The organism is Endozoicomonas sp. 2B-B, assembly GCF_053470045.1.
Map to the genome: position 1 here is coordinate 6,737,032 of NZ_JBLZMU010000001.1, position 19,850 is coordinate 6,756,881.

General features: G+C 48.5%; 21 protein-coding genes. 5 read left to right on the forward strand and 16 right to left on the reverse strand.

The genetic code is table 11. The annotated features are described in order from the left end of the window. Positions 1-69: 69 nt before the first annotated feature. Positions 70-1,221 carry an ankyrin repeat domain-containing protein gene (locus ACOMHB_RS24100; protein ID WP_448218552.1) on the forward strand — a complete coding sequence of 384 codons (1,152 nt, stop codon included), beginning with the start codon at positions 70-72 and terminating at the stop codon, positions 1,219-1,221. A 22-nt stretch (positions 1,222-1,243) separates the two neighbouring features. On the opposite strand, the gene bioD is transcribed toward ACOMHB_RS24100, so the two are convergent. Genes bioD through bioB form a run of 5 tightly spaced genes read right to left on the reverse strand, consistent with a single transcriptional unit; the run spans position 1,244 to position 5,741 of the window. Further along, on the reverse strand, positions 1,244-1,927 hold the full coding sequence (gene bioD, locus ACOMHB_RS24105) for a dethiobiotin synthase (RefSeq protein WP_448218553.1): 684 nt from the start codon (positions 1,925-1,927) through the stop codon (positions 1,244-1,246). Beyond that, entirely contained in the window at positions 1,920-2,738 is an 819-nt protein-coding gene (gene bioC / locus ACOMHB_RS24110; RefSeq protein ID WP_448218554.1) for a malonyl-ACP O-methyltransferase BioC, read from the reverse strand. Before bioC ends, bioD begins: the two co-directional genes overlap by 8 nt. Further along, positions 2,723-3,469, reverse strand: a complete 747-nt coding sequence (locus ACOMHB_RS24115) for an alpha/beta fold hydrolase (protein ID WP_422135654.1) — start codon at positions 3,467-3,469, stop codon at positions 2,723-2,725. The genes bioC and ACOMHB_RS24115 overlap by 16 nt, the downstream gene beginning before the upstream one ends. Then, the gene (gene bioF / locus ACOMHB_RS24120) at positions 3,466-4,641 is read right to left on the reverse strand and encodes an 8-amino-7-oxononanoate synthase (protein ID WP_448218555.1); all 1,176 of its coding nucleotides are present in this window, start codon (positions 4,639-4,641) and stop codon (positions 3,466-3,468) included. The genes ACOMHB_RS24115 and bioF overlap by 4 nt, the downstream gene beginning before the upstream one ends. Next, on the reverse strand, positions 4,641-5,741 hold the full coding sequence (gene bioB, locus ACOMHB_RS24125) for a biotin synthase BioB (protein WP_448218673.1): 1,101 nt from the start codon (positions 5,739-5,741) through the stop codon (positions 4,641-4,643). The genes bioF and bioB overlap by 1 nt, the downstream gene beginning before the upstream one ends. Positions 5,742-5,905: 164 nt before the next feature. Here bioB and ACOMHB_RS24130 point away from each other — a divergent pair, with 164 nt between their 5' ends. Beyond that, on the forward strand, positions 5,906-6,598 hold the full coding sequence (locus ACOMHB_RS24130) for a ComFC family protein (RefSeq protein ID WP_448218556.1): 693 nt from the start codon (positions 5,906-5,908) through the stop codon (positions 6,596-6,598). A 9-nt stretch (positions 6,599-6,607) separates the two neighbouring features. Here ACOMHB_RS24130 and ACOMHB_RS24135 read toward each other — a convergent pair whose 3' ends face one another. The 4 genes from ACOMHB_RS24135 to ACOMHB_RS24150 all read right to left on the reverse strand — a co-directional run bounded on the left by ACOMHB_RS24135 (position 6,608) and on the right by ACOMHB_RS24150 (position 11,209). Next, entirely contained in the window at positions 6,608-7,624 is a 1,017-nt protein-coding gene (locus ACOMHB_RS24135; RefSeq protein WP_448218557.1) for a serine/threonine protein kinase, read from the reverse strand. Between the two features lie 209 nt (positions 7,625-7,833). Continuing rightward, positions 7,834-8,817, reverse strand: coding sequence for a protein kinase domain-containing protein (locus ACOMHB_RS24140; RefSeq protein WP_448218558.1), 984 nt, complete (start codon positions 8,815-8,817; stop codon positions 7,834-7,836). 155 nt (positions 8,818-8,972) lie between these two features. Next, positions 8,973-9,950: a protein kinase domain-containing protein gene (locus ACOMHB_RS24145; RefSeq protein WP_448218559.1), complete on the reverse strand. Its 978-nt coding sequence runs from the start codon at positions 9,948-9,950 to the stop codon at positions 8,973-8,975. Positions 9,951-10,306: 356 nt separating this feature from the next. Next, positions 10,307-11,209: a protein kinase domain-containing protein gene (locus tag ACOMHB_RS24150; RefSeq protein WP_448218560.1), complete on the reverse strand. Its 903-nt coding sequence runs from the start codon at positions 11,207-11,209 to the stop codon at positions 10,307-10,309. Positions 11,210-11,361: 152 nt separating this feature from the next. Between ACOMHB_RS24150 and ACOMHB_RS24155 the strand changes: the two genes are divergently transcribed. Then, a complete protein-coding gene (locus ACOMHB_RS24155; RefSeq protein WP_448218561.1) occupies positions 11,362-12,360 on the forward strand; it encodes a serine/threonine protein kinase in 999 nt (332 codons plus the stop codon). On the opposite strand, the gene ACOMHB_RS24160 is transcribed toward ACOMHB_RS24155, so the two are convergent. The 5 genes from ACOMHB_RS24160 to ACOMHB_RS24180 all read right to left on the reverse strand — a co-directional run bounded on the left by ACOMHB_RS24160 (position 12,340) and on the right by ACOMHB_RS24180 (position 15,907). Further along, positions 12,340-12,678 (reverse strand): hypothetical protein, encoded by a 339-nt coding sequence (locus ACOMHB_RS24160; RefSeq protein ID WP_448218562.1) that lies wholly within the window; start codon positions 12,676-12,678, stop codon positions 12,340-12,342. The genes ACOMHB_RS24155 and ACOMHB_RS24160 overlap by 21 nt on opposite strands. Further along, entirely contained in the window at positions 12,635-13,114 is a 480-nt protein-coding gene (locus ACOMHB_RS24165) for an IS607 family transposase (protein ID WP_448218563.1), read from the reverse strand. The genes ACOMHB_RS24160 and ACOMHB_RS24165 overlap by 44 nt, the downstream gene beginning before the upstream one ends. Before the next feature lie 65 nt (positions 13,115-13,179). Next, positions 13,180-13,602: a type II toxin-antitoxin system VapC family toxin gene (locus ACOMHB_RS24170; protein ID WP_448218564.1), complete on the reverse strand. Its 423-nt coding sequence runs from the start codon at positions 13,600-13,602 to the stop codon at positions 13,180-13,182. Then, positions 13,602-13,856 carry an antitoxin gene (locus ACOMHB_RS24175; protein WP_448218565.1) on the reverse strand — a complete coding sequence of 85 codons (255 nt, stop codon included), beginning with the start codon at positions 13,854-13,856 and terminating at the stop codon, positions 13,602-13,604. Before ACOMHB_RS24175 ends, ACOMHB_RS24170 begins: the two co-directional genes overlap by 1 nt. A 71-nt stretch (positions 13,857-13,927) precedes the next feature. Beyond that, a complete protein-coding gene (locus ACOMHB_RS24180) occupies positions 13,928-15,907 on the reverse strand; it encodes an SNF2 helicase-associated domain-containing protein (RefSeq protein ID WP_448218566.1) in 1,980 nt (659 codons plus the stop codon). A gap of 230 nt (positions 15,908-16,137) precedes the next feature. Between ACOMHB_RS24180 and ACOMHB_RS24185 the strand changes: the two genes are divergently transcribed. Further along, positions 16,138-16,416, forward strand: coding sequence for a helix-turn-helix domain-containing protein (locus tag ACOMHB_RS24185; RefSeq protein ID WP_448218567.1), 279 nt, complete (start codon positions 16,138-16,140; stop codon positions 16,414-16,416). Next, positions 16,413-17,693, forward strand: a complete 1,281-nt coding sequence (locus tag ACOMHB_RS24190; RefSeq protein WP_448218568.1) for a type II toxin-antitoxin system HipA family toxin — start codon at positions 16,413-16,415, stop codon at positions 17,691-17,693. Before ACOMHB_RS24185 ends, ACOMHB_RS24190 begins: the two co-directional genes overlap by 4 nt. 45 nt (positions 17,694-17,738) lie before the next feature. On the opposite strand, the gene ACOMHB_RS24195 is transcribed toward ACOMHB_RS24190, so the two are convergent. Together ACOMHB_RS24195 and ACOMHB_RS24200 are read right to left on the reverse strand one after the other, a co-directional pair. Next, positions 17,739-19,163 carry a Fic family protein gene (locus tag ACOMHB_RS24195; RefSeq protein ID WP_448218569.1) on the reverse strand — a complete coding sequence of 475 codons (1,425 nt, stop codon included), beginning with the start codon at positions 19,161-19,163 and terminating at the stop codon, positions 17,739-17,741. Between the two features lie 372 nt (positions 19,164-19,535). Next, a complete protein-coding gene (locus ACOMHB_RS24200; protein WP_448218570.1) occupies positions 19,536-19,781 on the reverse strand; it encodes a hypothetical protein in 246 nt (81 codons plus the stop codon). Between the last annotated feature and the right edge of the window lie 69 nt (positions 19,782-19,850).

The following is a 19,850-nucleotide window of genomic DNA, read 5'->3' on the forward strand; positions in this document are numbered from 1 at the left end:
TTGTTAGCCATATAAATGGACTATCCTGCTCTTTTGTATCTAACCGGTGCTAGTTATTGACCAACACAGATGTTCTTCTCGTGGATGACATTGCTCGCTGCCCTCTCGACAGTGAAGGCTGATCACTGTCCTATTTGTCTGGCTTACTTCCATGACCGAAGTGAAGCACCCGTGGTCGTCAAAACCCAATGTTGTGGTCACCGCTTCGATCTGGACTGTATTTCGAGGTGTTTTGTTGATCAGCCCATCGGCTCACGACGCTGTGCAATGTGTCGGCAGGACCCGATGCCTGTGGTGAATCTGAACACCGGTGAATCTCACCCGGATACATTTTTCCCCGATCAGGCGTTTTATGATGCCTGTTATGATGGGGATTTGGATCAGGTGGAAAAGTCACTGGCAGAAGGAATCAATGTCAATGCCGCTACACATGAAGGTTACACTGCCCTGATGATCGCATCCTACCGGGGGCACAAGGCTATCGTCGAACGCCTGATCAACGCCGGAGCGGACGTCGACACCGCTCGGAATGAGGAGGATGCCACCCCACTGCACTTCGCTGCCCTGAAAAATAACACCGACTGCGTGAAACTCCTGATCAAGGCTGGAGCTGATCTCAACGCCCGGACTAAGGATGGCACCAGCCCGCTGTTCATCGCTGCACAAGAAAATAACACCGACTGTCTGAAACTCCTGATCAACGCCGGGGCTGATATCAACGCCGTCCGGATCAAAGATGGCACCAGCCCGCTGTTCATCGCTACACAAGAAAATCACATTGACTGCGTGAAACTCCTGATCAACGCCGGGGCCGATCTCAATGCCGTCTGGATCGAGAATGATGCCTCCCCACTATTCATCGCAGCCCAGAAGGGCAATACCGACTGCGTGGAACTCCTGATCAACGCCGGGGCGGATATCAACGCCCGGGCTGAGGATGGCGCCAGCCCACTGTTCATCGCTACACAAGAAAATCACATCGACTGCGTGAAACTCCTGATCAACGCCGGGGCCGATCTCAATGCCGTCTGGATCGAGGATGGTGCCTCCCCGTTGCTCATGGCTGTACAAGAAGATAACACCGACTGCGTGGAACTCCTTATCAACGCCGGGGCTGACCTCCACGCCGTCTTGTCGGATGGCACCACTCTTCTCGCCATCGCAACCGGGATGGGCAATGCTGACTGCGCGAGACTCCTGATCAACGCCGGGGCAAGGTAGGAAAAAAGTAGTTCACAAAAGATCAGACAGTTAAAGGAGAGAGATCAAGACTGGCTACCGCGTCACCCGGCTGATCTTCAAAACACCAGGGAACAACGCCAAGGCAGGGCGCATGAATTGACTGCTTGAGAGCTTCAACATTTTCCTGAAAGCGGCTCATGTCAGGATCCACCTGATTGGCCACCCAACCCACCAGCTGACAACCACTTTGCAAAATGGATTCGACCGTCAGCAGGGAATGACTGATACATCCGAGCTTCATTCCTACTACCAGAATCACCGGGAGGTTCATCGCCTTGGCAAGATCGGCCAGCATTTCCCGGTCGTTCAGAGGGACTCGCCAGCCGCCCGCGCCTTCAATGAAGGAAAGATCATGGCGGGTCATCAAGGCTCCACGGCAAAAGCCGGTCAGACGATCGACAGTGATTCGCCGACCTTCTTCCTGTGCCGCAATATGAGGGGCAATGGGTGCTTCAAAAAGAACCGGATTAACCTGTGGATAACTCAACTTGACATTCATGGCACTCATCAGGTTCAGAGCATCAGCATTTCTTGGACCGTCTGAAGTCTCATCGGAGCCCGCAGCCACCGGTTTCAGGGCCAGTGTTTTAAATCCTTGCTCATGGGCAGCCTGCAACATTGCACAGGTGACAAAAGTCTTCCCGGCATCCGTATCGGTGCCGGTGACAAAAAACGTTCTAGGCATGGGCTGGTTTTCTTAAAATTCCGTACAACACCTGATAGGAGAGGGGTAAACCGGCGTCCGCCCGAAAAGACTCGTAGGCTTCCTGCAGTTGGGTCAATCGCCTCCGGGTTACCAAACCGGATGGCCGACCATGCACGGTATTGACCCCCAATGCTTTTAATTCTCTCAACATCTGAAACAGCTCGGGGTAGTAAAGCGTCTCAGTCTGCTGCTTAAAAGATTGCTGCCTGAAGCCTGATTCAAGCAACCACAGCCTTTGCTTTTCAAAACTGTCAAAGCCGTTGATATGGACATGACTGTCGACCTGTCGCCAGGCTTCTTGCAACTCCACCATAGTGCCACTGGCCAGGCTGGAGAAAACAAAGACCCCACCCGGTTGGAGTACCCGATAGATTTCCTTCAGCACCGTCTCAAATGAGCACCATTGAATGGCCAGGTTGGAGAACACCAGGTCAAAGCTTTCTGACTTAAACGGCAGTGACTCAATATCACCTGAACACCAGGAAGCTGAGTCGCACTGCAACCGGGCAAACTTGAGCATGCCCATGGCCAGATCCAAACCGGTTACATGGGAATCGGGGAAATGTCCGGAGAGTAACCCAGTCTGGCTGCCCGTACCTGAACCAAGATCCAATACATACTCAGGACAAATATCCGTTGGCAGCCCCATCATGGCTCTGGCTGCTACACGCTTCTGAAGCACTGCAGCGGAGTCATAAGTGGTGGCAGCACGACTGAAATTGGCAGCAACACGTTGTTTGTTGATGCGGGCTTCTGCCCCACAATCAGCCGCTTTCAGCTTCGGTTGCATAGGCGATTAACCTGATCCGCTACCTGTCTGATGGCACCAGAGCCCTGGTCCAGGAAAAAGCAATGACCGCCTTCCATCATCAGAACTTTGTGACCCGGGTAGTCCTGTTCGATTCTCTTGCCGGTATCAATGGGCACCAGCGCATCATCCTTGCCAAAACAATGCAATACCGGACAACGGATATCAGCCAGCTGTGAACGAACGTCACTGGTACCCAGCAATTTCAGCAATTGCAGAAGAATGGTTGCTTCCAGGTCAGCGTCCCGGCGAATCGCGTTTTGCAAATGTCTGGCGACCTCTTTTCGATTGCCATTACCCATGCAGCAGAGCAGGGAAAACTGGTCAACGGTGGCCGCAGAATCTTCTTGCATTCCGGCATAAAAACTTTCAAAGGTCTGTGGCAGCATTGCTTCTGACCAGTCCTTGTTTCTGACAAAGCAGGGATTACAGCCCAGTGTCACCAGACCGGCTACCTTGTCTGGATTCTGACTGGCGTAGATAGAAGCCAAAGTGCCTCCTAAGGACCAGCCAACCAGGATGACGGGAGGGTCCAGCAAATGCATGTCGAGGTAGTCCAGCAGTTGCTTCCAGTCATATTTTCTGCGCTCCCGGACCAGGCCCGGCAGCTGCACCACAGACACTCGACCATCGCCGTCCAAAGCACTCGCCAGAGGCTCCATGACAGCTGCAGGCATCGCCCATCCACTAACCAGAACAATGGGTAAACTCACGCTACTTCCTCCTGTGATGGGCGTACTGTTCTTTCCAGTGCATGCAGTAGCTGTTCTACATGTTGTTGTTTGTGAGCTGCACTGAAGGTAATGCGTAACCTTGAAGTTCCTTCAGGAACCGTAGGGGGTCGAATGGCCGTCACCAGGATACCCTGTGCTGCCAGAGCGTCACTCATGGCTACAGCGGTATCTGCAGACCCGACAATAACAGGCTGAATCGGAGAGTGCGAGTCCATCAGTTTCAGCCCCATCTGCTGGCACTCTTTTCTGAAGTATTGAACCAGCTTGTCCAGGTGCTCTCGTCTCCAGCTTTCTTCCTTCAGAATTCCAAGACTCACTCTCGTTGCCTCTGCAATGGCTGGAGGCATTGACGTGGTGTAGATGTAGGTTCGGGCAAACTGGATCAGAGTTTCTATCAGGGCTTCGCTCCCTGCAACGAAAGCGCCTGCCGTACCAAACGCTTTACCCAAAGTTCCTACCAGGACCGGCAAGTCTCTCTGACCCAGAGAACAATGTTCAGCAACTCCGCCGCCGTTGTTACCCAGAACACCGAAGCCATGGGCATCATCCACCATCAACCAGGCACCCTGTCGATGGGCAAGTTCTGATAAGGCTTTCAGAGGAGCCAGATCACCGTCCATACTGAAAACGCCGTCAGTAACAATCAGCTTGCGCCGCCCATCGGTGCGGTTCAGCCGGGTCTCCAGGTTTGCCAGATCTTTGTGGAGATATCGCTGAAACCTTGCCCCGGATAACAAACCGGCATCCAGCAGAGAAGCATGATTCAGACGATCCTGAAAAACCGCATCCTCTTTACCCAGCAAGGCAGTGATGACCCCCAGATTCGCCATGTAGCCATTGGAAAACAGCAAAACCCGCTCACGACCGGTGAACTCTGCCAGCTCTTCTTCCAGCTGATGATGGGCACGACTATGGCCAATGACCAAATGGGAAGCGCCGCCGCCGGTACCGTACTCAGAAGTGGCTCGAACCATGGCAGCACGGATGCCCGGATGATTAGCCAGACCCAGATAATCGTTATTGCAGAAAGCCAGATAGGGCTTGCCATCGACTACCACTTCTGCCCCCTGAGGGACCTCAAGCGTTTTCCTTGTCCGGTAAAGGCCCCGGGTCCGCCGGGCCTGAAGGTCCTTCTCAAGGTCAAAAGCCATCAGGAAGCCTGCTGACCCATGGCGTCGTAATACTGTTCATTATTCAACTCATTATTAAATAAAGAGTCCTGCCCGCGCAGAGGGCATATGGCCTCCAGCGTCTGCTCTTCCAGTCCGTTGGCGTCACTTCTGTTGATACCCAGTTTGTCGAAGAGTTGTCGGTCCTGGCTCTCTTTGGGATTAGCCGTCGTGAGCAGTTTGTCACCCAGGAAGATTGAGTTGGCGCCTGCCAGAAAAGCCAGAGCCTGCAGCTCATCACTCATGTTTTCACGACCGGCAGACAGGCGCACACAGGAAGCAGGCATCATGATCTTGGCAACTGCGATGGTACGAACAAAATCAATACCGTCGACGGCTTCGACATCCGCCAGAGGCGTACCTTCGACGCGAACCAACATGTTCACGGGCACACTCTCCGGATGTTTGGGCAGGTTGGCCAGCTGGATCAACATACCGGCACGGTCTCTTTCTGTTTCACCCAGACCGACGATACCACCACTGCAGATATTCATTCCCGCATCACGCACATGGGCAAGGGTATTAAGACGATCTGAGTAAGTGCGAGTGGTGATGATGCTGCCGTAAAACTCTGGTGAGGTGTCCAGATTGTGGTTGTAATAATCCAGACCAGCCCGGGCCAGCTGTGCAGCCTGATCGTCATCTAACATACCCAGGGTCATACAGGTCTCCAGACCCATTTCCTTGACTCCTTTCACCATTTCCAGAATGTAGGGCATGTCCTTCTCAGGTGGGTTTTTCCAGGCAGCCCCCATGCAGAAGCGGGTCGCCCCGGAAGCTTTGGCGCGGCGAGCTTCTTCCAGAACCTTGCGCACTGCCATCAACTTTTCCTTGTTCAGTCCGGTGTTGTAGTGACCACTCTGGGGACAATATTTACAGTCTTCCGGGCAGGCACCTGTCTTGATGGACAGTAGTGTACTAACCTGCACCCGGTTGGGATCAAAATGTTCTCTGTGGGCCAGCTGAGCCTGGAAGATCAGATCATTGAACGGCATTTGAAACAGGGCTTCGACTTCGTCATGTGTCCAGTCGTGGCGAAGTGTGCTGGGACCTGAGTCCTTGAGGCTTGCAAGGTTAGTCATGTTTTTCACTGATTCTTCCGGGAAGAAGCTCTCTGTTGTAAGTCAGACCAAATATCAGAAATCAAGATCAAAAACAGGATCGATGATAATTAATTGAAACTATGCGTCAATTGTTAAAACGTAACAATATTTACAAGTGGTTAAATCTTAAACAGTTCATTTCCATGAGCTGTTTGCTGTGCCGGGCCGATACGCCGATGAATCAGCCCGTTTGCGGCCTTTGCATGAAGTCACTGCCTGTTGCAGAAAAACACTGTCAGTCTTGTGGCATTCCTGTTCCACTTAATGCTTTGGAACTCTGCGCCCGTTGTCTCCAGAAGAAACCGGTATTCGACACCTGTTATTCTGCCTTTAATTACGAGTTTCCCGTTGACCATCTTCTCAAACAGATCAAATACCATCAGCAACTGATCTACCTTCCACCTGTAGCCGATCAATTGACTCGAAATCTGATCCACCACTACGATGGCCGGGAGTGGCCTCAGGCAATACTGCCGGTTCCGCTGCACAATAAACGTCTACGGACAAGAGGCTTCGATCAGGCACTGCTGCTGGCAAGGCAACTGGTTAAAAACCTTCAGCCCTATCAGAAAATAAAATTGGAAGCCCATCTAATCAAACGACAGAAGCACACAATTCCCCAACAGGGTCTGAAGGCTTCAAAACGCAGGAGCAATATCAGGAATGCTTTCACCATGACGGACAAGTCAAACTATCAATACCTCGCTATAGTGGACGATGTTGTCACGACCGGAGAAACAGTCACGGAAATCGCCCGACTTCTGAAAAAGCAGGGCGTGGAACGTGTCGATATCTGGTGTCTGGCGAGAACACCTGACTACCGCCAGGATCTTTAACCTCTCTTTTCAAGATCCCATGAGAAAACCCAGAACTTCGCCTGCATCAGGCCGATCCTCCGGATTCCAGGCCAGCATTGACCTTATTAATTTCCCATAGCGTTCATCAATAGCCTCCACCTTTTTCATTTGATCGTCCAGAGACTCGTTATATCTGTCTTTCTCCATCATCACTCCACAGGTCGGTCTACAGATAGAAAGGACACCAGGAAAGGGTCTGTCATTCGTTAACAACCTGAAAAGAATAACCCCCGCTGAAAAAATATCGGTTTTCCAGGAAAGGGTCTTGGGTCCCCGATGAAACATTTCAGGAGGTTTATGGCCTTCTGCGCAGAGTACCTCCTGCCTGGCCGGACCAGCACGCTGAGACACACCGAAATCAATGATGGAGAGTTTGTCATCGTTATCCTCATCCACTACCACATTGGCGGTTTTCAAATCCAAATGCCAGATCCCTGAATGATGCAAGTGTGCAACACCCTGCATTAGTTGCCGGGCATAGTTCTCAAACCTGGGCAGTGGTAGCCCTCGGCTCGAATCCCGATCCAAAATATTGCGAAGTGTTTCGCCAGCGTAGGGCATCAATATGTTTGTGCCCTTCGTTTCAATGAGCGGCACAATATTCGGACCCTGAGCAGCTCTGAGCATCTTCTTTTCATGTTTGAGATAATTTTTAGCCAATTTGCTCTCATGGCTGCACTTCCTCATGAGGATTTTATCACCCTCAGGGAAGCACCAGACCTCACGCCTCACAAAGAAGTATCCGTTATCATACTCATAAGATGTGCGCAGCATTTGCCCATTCAGATTAGTTATTGTTGAGCCCGGCATTTGCTCGTTCACACTAACCCGCCTGAACCTGCCCAACACGTAGTGATAAGCCGATGAAGCGATGTTACAGGGATTCCTGAGACAACTTTGATCAGTCGGTGAACTATTGTCGTTAGAAACAGAACTTTGAACGACTACTGTTGGCGACCCACCTTCAGTAAGAGTAGGGATATGAGCGTCCATTCTTATATTCATTTTTTTGTCCTTTTACTGATTGATACAAGCTTTAGAGTCACCGAAAGTAGAAAAAGTTTTATGAAGGAGTAACGGAAAGGTCAGTAAAGCTAACCCTTTTGAGGCGAGTTTCGGAGTAAACAACAGTAGCTAACAATGATCAGCCTATTGGGTCAGGATTCTATTTTCAGACATTTTACCGACTGGAAGGCTCATTCTTGATGTCACAGTCAGTATCTCAAGAGATCACCCAGCACCTCATCGGCATCAGGCCGGTCCTTTGGATTCCAGACCAGCATTGACCTTATTAATTGCGCATGGTGATTATCAATATCCTCCAATAGTTGCAGTCGTCTATTCAGGTACTCGTAATATGAGTCTTCTTTCGCCACATATCCCTTGTTAAGGAAATTAATAGAGTGAGGAAAGAGTCTGTAATTCGTCAACAACTCAAAAAGAATAACCCCTGCTGCAAAAATATCGGTTTTCGCAGAAAGGGCCTTGTGTCCCCAACAAATCATTTCAGGAGATTTATAACCCATTGTGCCCGGATCCTTATTTTTAGCACGACCAGCACGCTGAGAAAGACCGAAATCAATAATGGTGAGTTTATCTTCGTCGCTCTCATCCACTAAGACATTGGCGAGTTTCAAATCCAAATGCCAGATCCCTGAATGATGTAAGTGAGCTACACCCTGCATGAGTTGTTGGGCATAGCTCTCAAACTTGGGTCGTGGTAGCCCTCGACCCCGATCCCGAGCCAAAATACAGATAAGTGGTTCACCTGCGAAGGGCATCAATAGACTTTTGTCTTTCGTTTTAATAAACGGCACAATATTCGGACCCTGAGCAGCCCTGAGCATCTTCTTTTCATTTATGAGAAGCTTTTTACCTGCTCTGTTGTTAAGACACTTTCTCGCGTAGATTTTTCTACCCTCAGGGAGCTCCCAGGTCTCCTGCTTCAGAACGAAGCACCCACTATAACAGAGTAATTTTGAGTCCAGCATTCGACCATTCACATGTTCATTCACATGAGTCCGCCTGAACCTGCCCAACACGAAGTGATAAGCCGATGAAGCGATGTTACATGGATTTCTGAGACAACCTTGATCAGTCGGTGAACTATTACCGTTAGAAGCAGAACTTTGAACGACTATTGTTGGCGACCCACTTTCAGTAAGAGTAGGGATATGAGCAACCATTCTTATATTCATTTTTTTGTCTTTTTCCTGATTGATGCAAGCTTTAGAGACACCGAAAGTAAAAAAAGTTTTATGAAGGAGTAACGGAAAGGTCAGTAAAACTAACCCTTTTGAGGCGAGTGTCTGGCGAGGACACCTGACCCCCGCTGGGTCTTTAACCTCTCTCGTCAAGAGTTCATGCAATAAGTCAGCACATATTGAGCACAAGGCCGGTGCTCTGGATTCCAGGCCAGCATTGACCTTATTAATTCCGCATAGCCTTTATCAATGGCCTCAACTCCTTTGAGTCGATCGTCCAGGTACTCGTAATAGGAGTCTTTGTTCATCATAAATCTCACGCTTGGTTCAAAGAAAGAATGAACCTGATCAAAAAGTTGCTTATTCATCAACAACTCGAAAAAAACAGCCCCCGCTGAGAAAATATCGGTCTTCTCAGAAATGGTCTTGGGTCCCCGATAAAACATTTCAGGAGGTTTATAGCCCTCTGTGCACAGGTAATCCCGTCTAGCTCGACCAGCATGCTGAGAATGACCGAAATCAATAATGGTGAGTTTGTCATTGTCATCCATTAACAGATTGAGGGGTTTCAAATCCAAATGCCAGATCCCAAAACGGTGTAGATGAGCAACACCCTGGATTAGTTGCTTGACACAGTGCCTAAACTCGTGAATTGGTAGCCCTCGACCTGGATCCCGTTTCAAAATATCGTGAAGTGTTTTGCCTGCGTAGGGCATTAACAGATTTTTGTCCTTCGTTTCAATAAACGACACAATATACGGACACGGACCCTGAGCAGCCCTGAGCATCTTCTTTTCTCTTCTGAGCTTCTTTTCAGCCTCTCTGTTCTTATGACACTTTCTCGCGTAGATTTTTCTGCCCTCAGGGAACTCCCAGGTCTCTTGCCTCACAATGAAGTAGTCTTTGTTGTAGATTGCTTTTGATTCCAGCATTAGCCCATTCACATGCTCATTCACATGAGTCCGCCTGAGCCTTCCCAGCACGGAGTGATAAGCTGATGAAACCATGTTACAGGGATTCCTGAGACAAGCTTGATCAGTCGGTGAACTATTGCCGCTAGAAGAAGCACCTTGGGCAACTATTGTCTGTGAACCATTGCCAGTAATAGCAGGGAGGCGAGCATTCATTGTTTGTTTTGTCCTTATTGATATTGATTCAGGTTTAAGAGTCACCAACAATTAAAAAAGTTTCCTGAAGGACTAACAGAAAGGTCAGTAAAGCTAACTCTTTTGAGGTGAGTTTCGGAGTAAGCTCCAACGGCTTATTGGATCAGGACTGCGTCTTCAGGCGCTTTACCGACTGGAAGGCTCATTATTGATGTTAAGTACCTAACCAGTTGGTTTCGCATATTCTGGACGGCGGCTTTTTCCATCCTTCTGCGTTCCAACTCTGGTTGCGTAGCTATGGCTACGCGCCCGTCGTTGCGCCTTGATGGATGAAAAAATCCACTCGCCAGAATATGCGAAACCAACTGGCCAGGTACTTAGGGTCTGGATCTCATGAAGTAGCCCAGTATCTTCTTTGCATCAGGCCGATGCTGTGGATACCAGGCCAGCATCAACCTGAGTAATACGCCAAGGCTTACGTCAATGGACTCTACCTCTTTTAATTGCTCATTCAGGTACTCATAATAAACGTCTTGCCTCACCATTACGCTCTTATCGAAGTCCTCTGGAAAAAGCTTTTTATTCATCAACATTTTGAAGAGAGAAACTCCTGCTGAAAAAATATCGGTTTTACTGGAAATAACCTCAGGTCCCTTATAAAACATTTCAGGAGGTTTATAGCCTTCTGTACTTACTTCTGACCTTTCAATCGGACCCGCATACTGAGACAGACCAAAATCAATGATGGAGAGATTGTCCTGATCATCGACTACCAGATTTTCTGGTTTCAAATCCAGATGCCAGATCCCTGCATCATGCAGGTGAGCAACACCCTTCATTAACTGTCGGGCAAAGGTCTCAAAGATAGGCAGAGGCATCCTTCTATTATTAAAATGCAAAATCTCCTCAAGTGACATGCCTGCGAAGGGCATCAGTATAGTGTCGTCCTCTGTTTCAATGAGCCTGACAATATTCGGACCCTGAGCCGCTCTGAGAAGCTCCTTTTCAATCCTGAGACGCCGTTCAGCCCCTCTTAGCACAACACACTTTCTCATGTAGATATTTTGACCCACAGGGGACTCCCAGAGCTCTGAGGTCACCGAGAAGTATTCATTCTTATAGACGACTTTGGAGGCCACCATCTCCTCAGGCACGTTAATCAGCCTGAGCTTACCCAGTACGTAATAAACAGCCGATACAATGATGTCACAGGGATTCCGGGAACGACCCTGATCAGTCGCTAACCTGTTGCCGGGAAAATAAGCGCTTTGAACATCCATTTCCGCTTTCCTCAAATGATCATGAATAACTTTTAGACTCACCAAAAATAGAAATAGTTTTCTGAGAAACTGACAAAAAGGTCAGTAAACCTGACACTGCCGAGACGAGTTTCGTAGTAAACTTCAGCAGCAAACGATGATGGGAGCCTTCTATGAGTTCAGATATCCAACACCCTTATGAGCGACTGACGCCTGATCGGGTGATGGACGCAGTGGAAAGCCAGGGATACCTGTGTGACGCCAGAAATCTGGCTCTGAACAGCTACGAAAACCGTGTTTACCAGGTTGGGATTGAAGATGGCTTGCCGATTATTGCCAAGTTTTATCGCCCGGAGCGCTGGAGCCGGGAGCAGATTCTGGAAGAACACGCCTTCTCGCTGGAGCTGCAGGGCATGGAATTTCCGATTGTGGCCCCTCTTCGGAACGAGAATCAGGAAACCTTACATGAATTTGAGGGCTTCCGGTTTGCCCTGTTCAAACGCATGGGAGGCTATCCACCGGAACTGGATAACCTGGATCATCTGCTGGTGCTGGGTCGTTGCATGGGAAGGTTACATAAACTGGGCTCAGCGGCACCTTTCCAGCATCGTCCGGCCATTAATCTGCAAAGATACGGCATCGACAATGTCACCTGGCTGCTGGATCATGATTTTATTCCCACCACCCTCAGAGAAGCTTATGAAACCCTGACCCGGGACATTCTGGATCGTCTTGCGCGAATCGAAGCCCAATACCACCCGAAAATGATTCGGGTGCATGGCGATGCTCATGTCGGCAATATTCTCTGGCGAGATGATAACCCTCACTTTGTCGATTTCGACGACACCTGCATGGCACCCGCTATTCAGGACTTATGGATGTTTCTGAGCGGTGACCGGGCCAGCCAGACCATTCAACTGGCAGAGCTTTTGGAAGGTTATGAGGAATTTCACGAGTTTGACCCCATAGAACTCAATCTGGTGGAATACTTCCGAACCCTGAGGCTGATCAACTATTCCGGCTGGCTGGCCAAACGCTGGACGGACCCGGCCTTTCCCATGGCATTTACCTGGTTCAATACCGAGCGTTACTGGTCAGAACATATTCTGGAGCTGAGGGAACAGATGGCTAATCTGGATGAACCCGTGCTTTCAGTTTACGGGAATAGGTGAGTTGTTGATTATTGTGTCCGGAAAACAAGGTTTCATTTGCATTTGCTCCTGCTCCACTTGAGCTTTAATGGCGGGTCGCATGTTGATGAATTTTCCGCTGGCATCTTTATAGTCATCATTGCGGAAACGCTCAACAGCAAGGTTGTACGACCTCCGATAGAGCATCAGGGCATCGTGATAGGCTTGCTCATTCTCTGGGTAAAACCTGATCTTTTTTGACGCTACTATCTTTGCGTCTTTTAGCAGATCGCTTCCCGTAGTGGCTATTGCAGAATCAGGTAATGAAACCGATAAGCTCTTGGGTGTCGAATGGCTCACAGGCGTTATCCGGGTCATCCAAAACTTCGATTTGTCCTCCCGATAATTCAACAAGCCACTTGATAAGTTCAAATCCTGATCGGGCAAGGCGATTTTTTGTGGCAACCACAATATGGGTTGGATTTCCGCACACCGGTGATTCCAGAATGGTTTGCAGTCCTTTTCGCTTAAAGTTGAAAGCACTGGCAATGTCGCTGATAAATTCTGCATCAGGGTGCTCTTTGAGTAAGATACGCTTTTGCGTGTCAATGCTGGATTTTTGCTTTCCAGAACTCACTCTTGCATAGCATATCTTCCTTTGCTGGTTAATGAATATGCGGAAGTGACCACCACTGGTTTGCTTCACTTTTTCGTAGTGACCGCTTTCGATCTTGCGCCTTATAGTTTCGCTGGTCAGGCCTTCAATCTTGGCGAGCTTTGTAGCTGAAACCCACAAGATAAATTCACCTTTTAATGATTTATCTTGTGTCTAACGTAATTGATTTTGCGATTGTTGCAATTTTATTTGACTGTCAGGGTCCAGTCTTCAAGTAACAATAAATGGCCAATCCTGTAAAACGCCTTATCATTTGTCACCAATACACTTGCTTCTGCCTTGGAATGGGCGGCAATCAGCATATCCATGTTACCCAAGGACTTGCCCTCATTCTCGCAAGCTGTACGAAGTTCAGAATAAGCTTTGGCAGCCTTGGAATCCCAAGGTAAAATCTCAACCCTGAGCAAAAACTCATTTACCGCAACGGCAAGTTGTGTGGCCTCTGGCTTTTTTGCCAGACCCTGTAGCAGCTCAGCTTCAGTAATAGCAGACAGGCATACATTGACCATGGGAACACTCAGCAAGTGCTCGCGTATTTGTGCAGATTTACCTTTGATGATGTAGCTGACCGTATTGGTATCCAGCATATAACGAGTTGCTTCAGGCATTAAAAGAGATCCCGTTCCTGCGGTGCTTCATTATCGCGCTCCTTCATAAAATCATCAGGAACGTTTATATTGTCCAACATTTTAAAAAAGCTCGCCCAGCTTCCAGGCTTTTTGGAAATGACCAGATCACCCGTTTCAGGATCACGCCGAATATATACCTCATCGCAATCGAACCGGTAGATAGCGGGCAACCGAACGGCCTGGCTTCGACCATTCATAAATAATTTGGCGGTGTGTCTCATACCCAGCTCCATGCGATCATTCCAAGTTTTATAAATTTATATTAATAAGTGTGATATATCAAAATATATCACACTTATTTTTACTAACCCCTGCTTATCAAGTGCAATTTGCTGTCATCCAGCATGACGTATTGATCCAGCATTTTAACCAGACCGTCGGCGCCCTGAAGCAACTGGTTAAACTCGTTGACCTCAATGCGCTGGTCGCCCAAAGCCACTTGCCAGTTAAACTGCAAAAGCTGGTCAAGGTTCATATAACTGACGGCATTATCACTGTCACTTTTTGACAATGACAAACTGAGCTGAGGGTACACCAGCTTTTGCAGTCGTTTGGGCAGTACCAGCTGAATACCCAGCATTTGCAGGGCAGGGAGGGTTTCCCTGAATATGGGTGTGAAGGCCTGAAGTGTGTAATGCAGCGGGCGGTGTTTTTTTTGGGTCTGGTAAAGCTGTTCTATAGCAGGCATATAATCTGCCAGTAATGCCAGGTCGGTCAGCACGCTTACTTTGGTTTCAGATAATGAACCCTCCTTAAACAGTTCGGGCAGCGTCAACATGGCCTGCTTCTGTTCAACCCTGATATCTACCGATAGCTGGTCAGCTATCTGGTCATCTGCTTCCGGGCTATCCACTTCTTCCACCAGCAGGTGCAGACGGTGCGCCCGCTCTCCCAGTGATAGCCGGTTCAGCCAGTTGCGAATGACCTTGGGGTAAGCCAGTGTTTCAAACTGGTTGAACAGGCAGGGTGATCCGGCAAAAAACAGACAACAGACTGCTTCTTCCCAGTATTTATCGGGCGCTGCTTCCATGGCCTGTTCCATAAAGAAGCTGATGACGGCGTTGATGGCCAGATGGATCTGGGTTTGACTGTCTGCATAATGCAGCTGAGGCTTTTTGCGGTTTTTCTGCGTTGTTTCTAATACCACGAAATCCGGTGGACACACGTCGTAGAATATCTGTAGCTGGTTTTTCACCGGTTCACTGAGCAGTGCTGGTTGCCACTGTATCAGCGTCAGGTCATCCTGTTGCATAAAGACGGCCGGAATAGAAGCATGTTGCTGTACCAGCTTGACACTCAGGCGATAGAGCCATTGCCAGAGCAGAGCTTTGTGAAAATATCGGCTACGTTCAGGGCTGTGAATATTGCGTAACGATGCCAGCAGACTGATCCATTCGTTCGGTTCCGATACAGCCTGTCCATTATCTTTGCTTCGGGCTGAGTGGAAACAGCCATTCTTGTCGATCACCAGCTGGGTCAGGCTGAAGTCAGCAATATCCAGCGTATTTTCCGTCGCCTGTTGTTTTTCGTATTGGCTGACATAACGGGCGCTGCGTTTGTAAAAGTCAGTCAATACGGTTTTAAATTCTTTGCCATAAAACAAGGGTTTTGGTGTGAGAATGCCCTGAATCCTCTCACCCAATGGCTCAATGGTGGCCAGATCCAGCAACTCAAAGGTTGGGGCTTTTGGCAACTGCCAGTCTTCAGACACTGGCTCGCGTTGCCAGAAAGACATCACCTGTGGCGGTGTGTCGGCCTTCGCCAGGGACATGCCGGTTTGTTTTTCAATAGCTTTGGATAAATCCATACCGTGAAGCTTGAACACCATAAACGGGTCTTTATCAATCTCATTGGCGATCAGGTAGATGACGGCGGCAATATGTTTGCATGGCATTGCCCAGTCAGGACAGGAACAGCTGGCTTTCATATCATCCCAGTGTTTGGGAAACAGGGGGATGTTCTGTTTTTCCATCAACGTCAGCATCTGAGCGGGGAGTTGCCGGTTCAGTAACTTAGCGAGCAGGGCCGGACTCTGGCTGACGGCCATTAAAATGCTTTGTTGCTGGTTAGTGGTAAAACCCGGTAGATGAACCTTGACCCTGTAGGGCCTTGGTTCTCTTCCCCGAACATCTGCATGAGTTGAGGTGCCTTTAAGCTCAATGTTGGATACCGAGCCATTACCGGCATAGCGGCGCCCACGGGGCAGACGGTTGCTGTAATCAATGCCGTTAAAGGCTAACAGCCATTGTTCGCCCCACCAGGTTTGACCGTAGTTTGTTGTCATTAGTTTGTTGCCATTAGTTTGTCATCTCATTATTTGCGTAACTGGGCTACTGTAGCGTTTTTAACAGGGTATTGCTTACTCAGGTAACGGAAAGAACTCAGTTCGTAGATGGGTTGCTCATTCTGATGATAGTTTTCTTTCAATTTGATTGGATACAGTAATGTCCAAAATCTCGTATTTTACCTAAAAATAGCTATAATAGTATCCATGTTCCATGGATGTGACTCACTATGAGCTTATTGTCATTATTAACACCCACTGATGTTCAGCAGCAGCTGGCCACTGCGGTTATGGACAGAAGAAAGGCAAAAAAATGGTCCCGACAGAGTCTGGCAGAGCGGAGTTCTGTGCCAGCATCAACGATCAAAAAATTTGAGTTAACCGGGCAAATATCGTTGCGGCAGTTCATTTTGCTCTGGCAGGCGGTTGATCAGCTGGAAGCCCTGGTTGCATTGACAGAAAAAGCCGAGTCTATGCCTGTTAGTATCAGCGAGGTATTAAAAACATGAGGGTTCGAAAACTCAGTGTACATCGCAGGTTCAGTGACGGGACAAAGCATAAAGTCGGTGAGTTGGCTCAGAATCAACAGGGTATTTTCTTTCAATATGATGAGAGCTATCTCAGTCGTTTTCATAGTTTGTCTCCTTTCACCTTGCCCTTTGAAGCTACCTTGAGTCGCGGGCCCAGACAGCCACACCAAGGGTTACAGGGAGTTTTTGCCGATTCTCTGCCTGATGGCTGGGGCTTGCTGTTGATGGATAGAGCCTTCCGACAACAGGGCATACTTCCACATCAGGTAACCCCGATGGATCGTTTGGCATTCATCGGTGAGAGAGGGATGGGTAGCCTGAGTTATACACCGGCTATGGATCATGCCACTGAGAATGATCACTCCTTATCAGACATTGCGCTGTTGGGACAGGAGGCTCAACAGGTTTTTGAAGGTGAGACTGAAGATATATTACCTGTCCTGGCTCAGGCTGGTGGTTCGGGGGGGGCCAGACCCAAGGTATCGGTATGGCTTGATTCCGATAATGCCCGCTATGTCAGCATTAAGCCACAAAGTCACCTAACCCCCTGGTTGGTAAAATTTACTGCCAAGAGTCTTCCCCTCGGGCATGAAGAAAGCCTGTGTGAAGCACTCTGGTTAACTCTGGCAAAACGAGCTGGATTGACGACACCGCAATGGCACCTTATTCATGATACTGGAAACTCTGGTGCAAAAGCCTGGCTGGCATTGAAGCGATTTGATTGTTCAGACCACCCGTCTCAGCAAGGGCATTTTCATATGCAAACACTGTGTGGTCTTATGGATGCCGATTTTCGGCAACCCTCAATGGATTATGAGGATTTGCTGAAAGTGAGCCAGATATTGTGCCAGAATCCGGCAGTGGCACAGGAGCAATTTGCCAGGGCCATATTCAACTTGTTTGCTATGAATCAGGATGACCATACGAAAAACTGGTCTTTTTTAATGGATGACCATGGTCGTTGGTCACTGGCACCTTTTTATGACGTAACTTTCAGCCCAACACCCTACAACAACCACATGACAGCCTATATGGGATACGGTTCCCAGCCGCCACTAGAGGTCATACAGAAACTGGCCAGCCAGGCAAATTTTGCAAACTGGAATCAAGCCAGACGAGTGATCGAGCAAGTGGTTGAGTCTGTGCACAGCTGGAGCGATCAGGCCGGATTGTTCGACATCAAGGCGGATACCCAAAAGCTGATAGGTAAACAGTTACGTGAAACCTGGCGGGCTAATAAAGGTTTATTCAGTTGAAACCAGCATCCAATCTGATCGGTCAGCCCTTGCCAGCTGATCAATTTAACTTTCTTTTTGTACTTCCTGCCAGTGTTTAAACTGGGATGGTCTTAAACCGTAACGGGCTAATACACCTTCGTGTAAACGACGTAGTTCTTCAATAATCAGCGATGACAAATCTGAGCGTGAGGCTTCTTCAATCTCTTCTGGTAACAGGGCTTTAATCAGATCTACAGGATCGGAATCCGGAGTGAGAACTATTTCTTTAACCGTTTTTTTAACCAAGTCCCGATGTTTAAGTCGCAGGGGATCAGGCTCAGCCAGTTGTTGTTTGATCGCCAGATATTCCTGCGTTGAGCGTTCATAAGCCCATAGATAGAGATCACGTAACAATTCAATCCGGGTCATTTCATAGACGCCCAGAGTCGCACAGCTATAGGCTTGTTCCGGTACATCCAGAAAAGTAAGAGGGCAGAGATTGGCCCGGATTAATGGCAGGTTAGCTGCCAGACGTGATGTCCGTTTGTTCACGTCAGCAAAAGGTTGCAGATAGGGCAGGTGGACCATCATGAAAAAAGACTGCTCAAACGGATCTTCAATCTGACTGGCTTTTTGCAACAGAATATCAAGCAGTTCACTGATAATGACTTCGCCAGCCAGTGGCCTGAAAACACTTTTACCTATTTCTACCTGATGCTGTCGAATCCGGCCTTCATCGGCAGGGTTAGGTAACAGGTTTTCGGACAGTAAACTGTGAAGGTTTAATAGGGTAAAGCGGTTGTATGAAGCGGTTTCTGCATTATCAACCAGCAACTCTATGGCTGTTTTATGATTCAGAATCATCTGTGTCTCGATAGCTGCCTTTCCTTGAGCTGCATGACCGTCTTCTATAAGCCGGACAGTATCAAGACGGCTGTAGGTATTACCCTCCAGATGACTGGATGCCCAGGATAAGTCAATCAGGAAACGGTTCAGAATTGCACGACCGTATGTGCCAGCGGGTTGTGATGTTTGCTTAGTGTCGCCCATGCGCCAGAGCTGATGGCGTATGGGAGCTGATAAGTAGTAGGTGTTGTTGGGCTGGTATATGTCCAGAAATTCTCGCTGGTATCCAATGGGTTGTCGGGCTTCGAAAGGTTGCTCTATATAAGACAGAATATCCTTACTGTCTGGCGACAGTGGAATAAATGCAGGAAATTCGTCAGATTGATCATTATCCTGATTTGCCTGAGATAGACTAAATACCTGATATTGCCTGCCCCGTCCCTCACCAAGAGCAGTAATCTTGCTTTCGGCCAGTAAACTGTTTAACCAGCGCTGGGTTGTTCGGCGGGTAAGATTTGGGTGAGCAGCAAGCAGTTCAGAGATAGAGACTGGCTTGTTGGCTTGCATGATAGCCTGGTATAAATCATCGAGAGTATTCATGAATGTGATGCAACTTTGAAGCTCTTTGGCGCGATTATGGCGTATTGTATCTAATTGCGCCATAATTGCGCCATCGCTTTGGCGCGATTGCAGAGTTTTCTGCGCTTACATGGTTGTGTTCTTTAACCTAACCTCGCTTGTATTTAACACAGAAGAGCTGTCTGTTCTTAACGTTTAGGTTTCCACTTCCACATTTTTCCCATGAAGCTCGTGATACAGAGGATGGCCTTTGATAATTTCATCTATATCATCGAGGTCAGCACTCCCGCAAAACCCAATTTGCAGCACCTTTTCCAACTTGTGATAGCAACATCTCGTGGTTGTCTGAAGCTTACGCTCTGGCGGGACGAAAACGCCTGGTTACGCCGCACCGCTGCGGGCAGCAACGGGCGAAAGCATCTGGTTATTGAGAGTCATGAATCAAAAAAGATGCCATCAATCCTGAGACGGAGGGGTTGGCTCATGTGGCAGATACTCGCTTAGCCCTTCATCGAGCCCGCCGTTGTATAGATCAATACATTGACGTGTCTGTTCAATCAGATCTCCGATTTCACGATATTCTTCACCACTATCATTTCGTTTAGGGCTGCTTGGTTCTGGTCCAAAAGCAGACCTGAGAAAACCTGAATAAAGCAGTAAGGCTTTGTAAGTGATAGTGCCTTTTTTCATGTTGATCATCATTTCAGCATCCCAATATTCAGGAGTTTCAGATAAACCCGCTGTGTCAGGATAGTTGTCCCGCTCACTGAT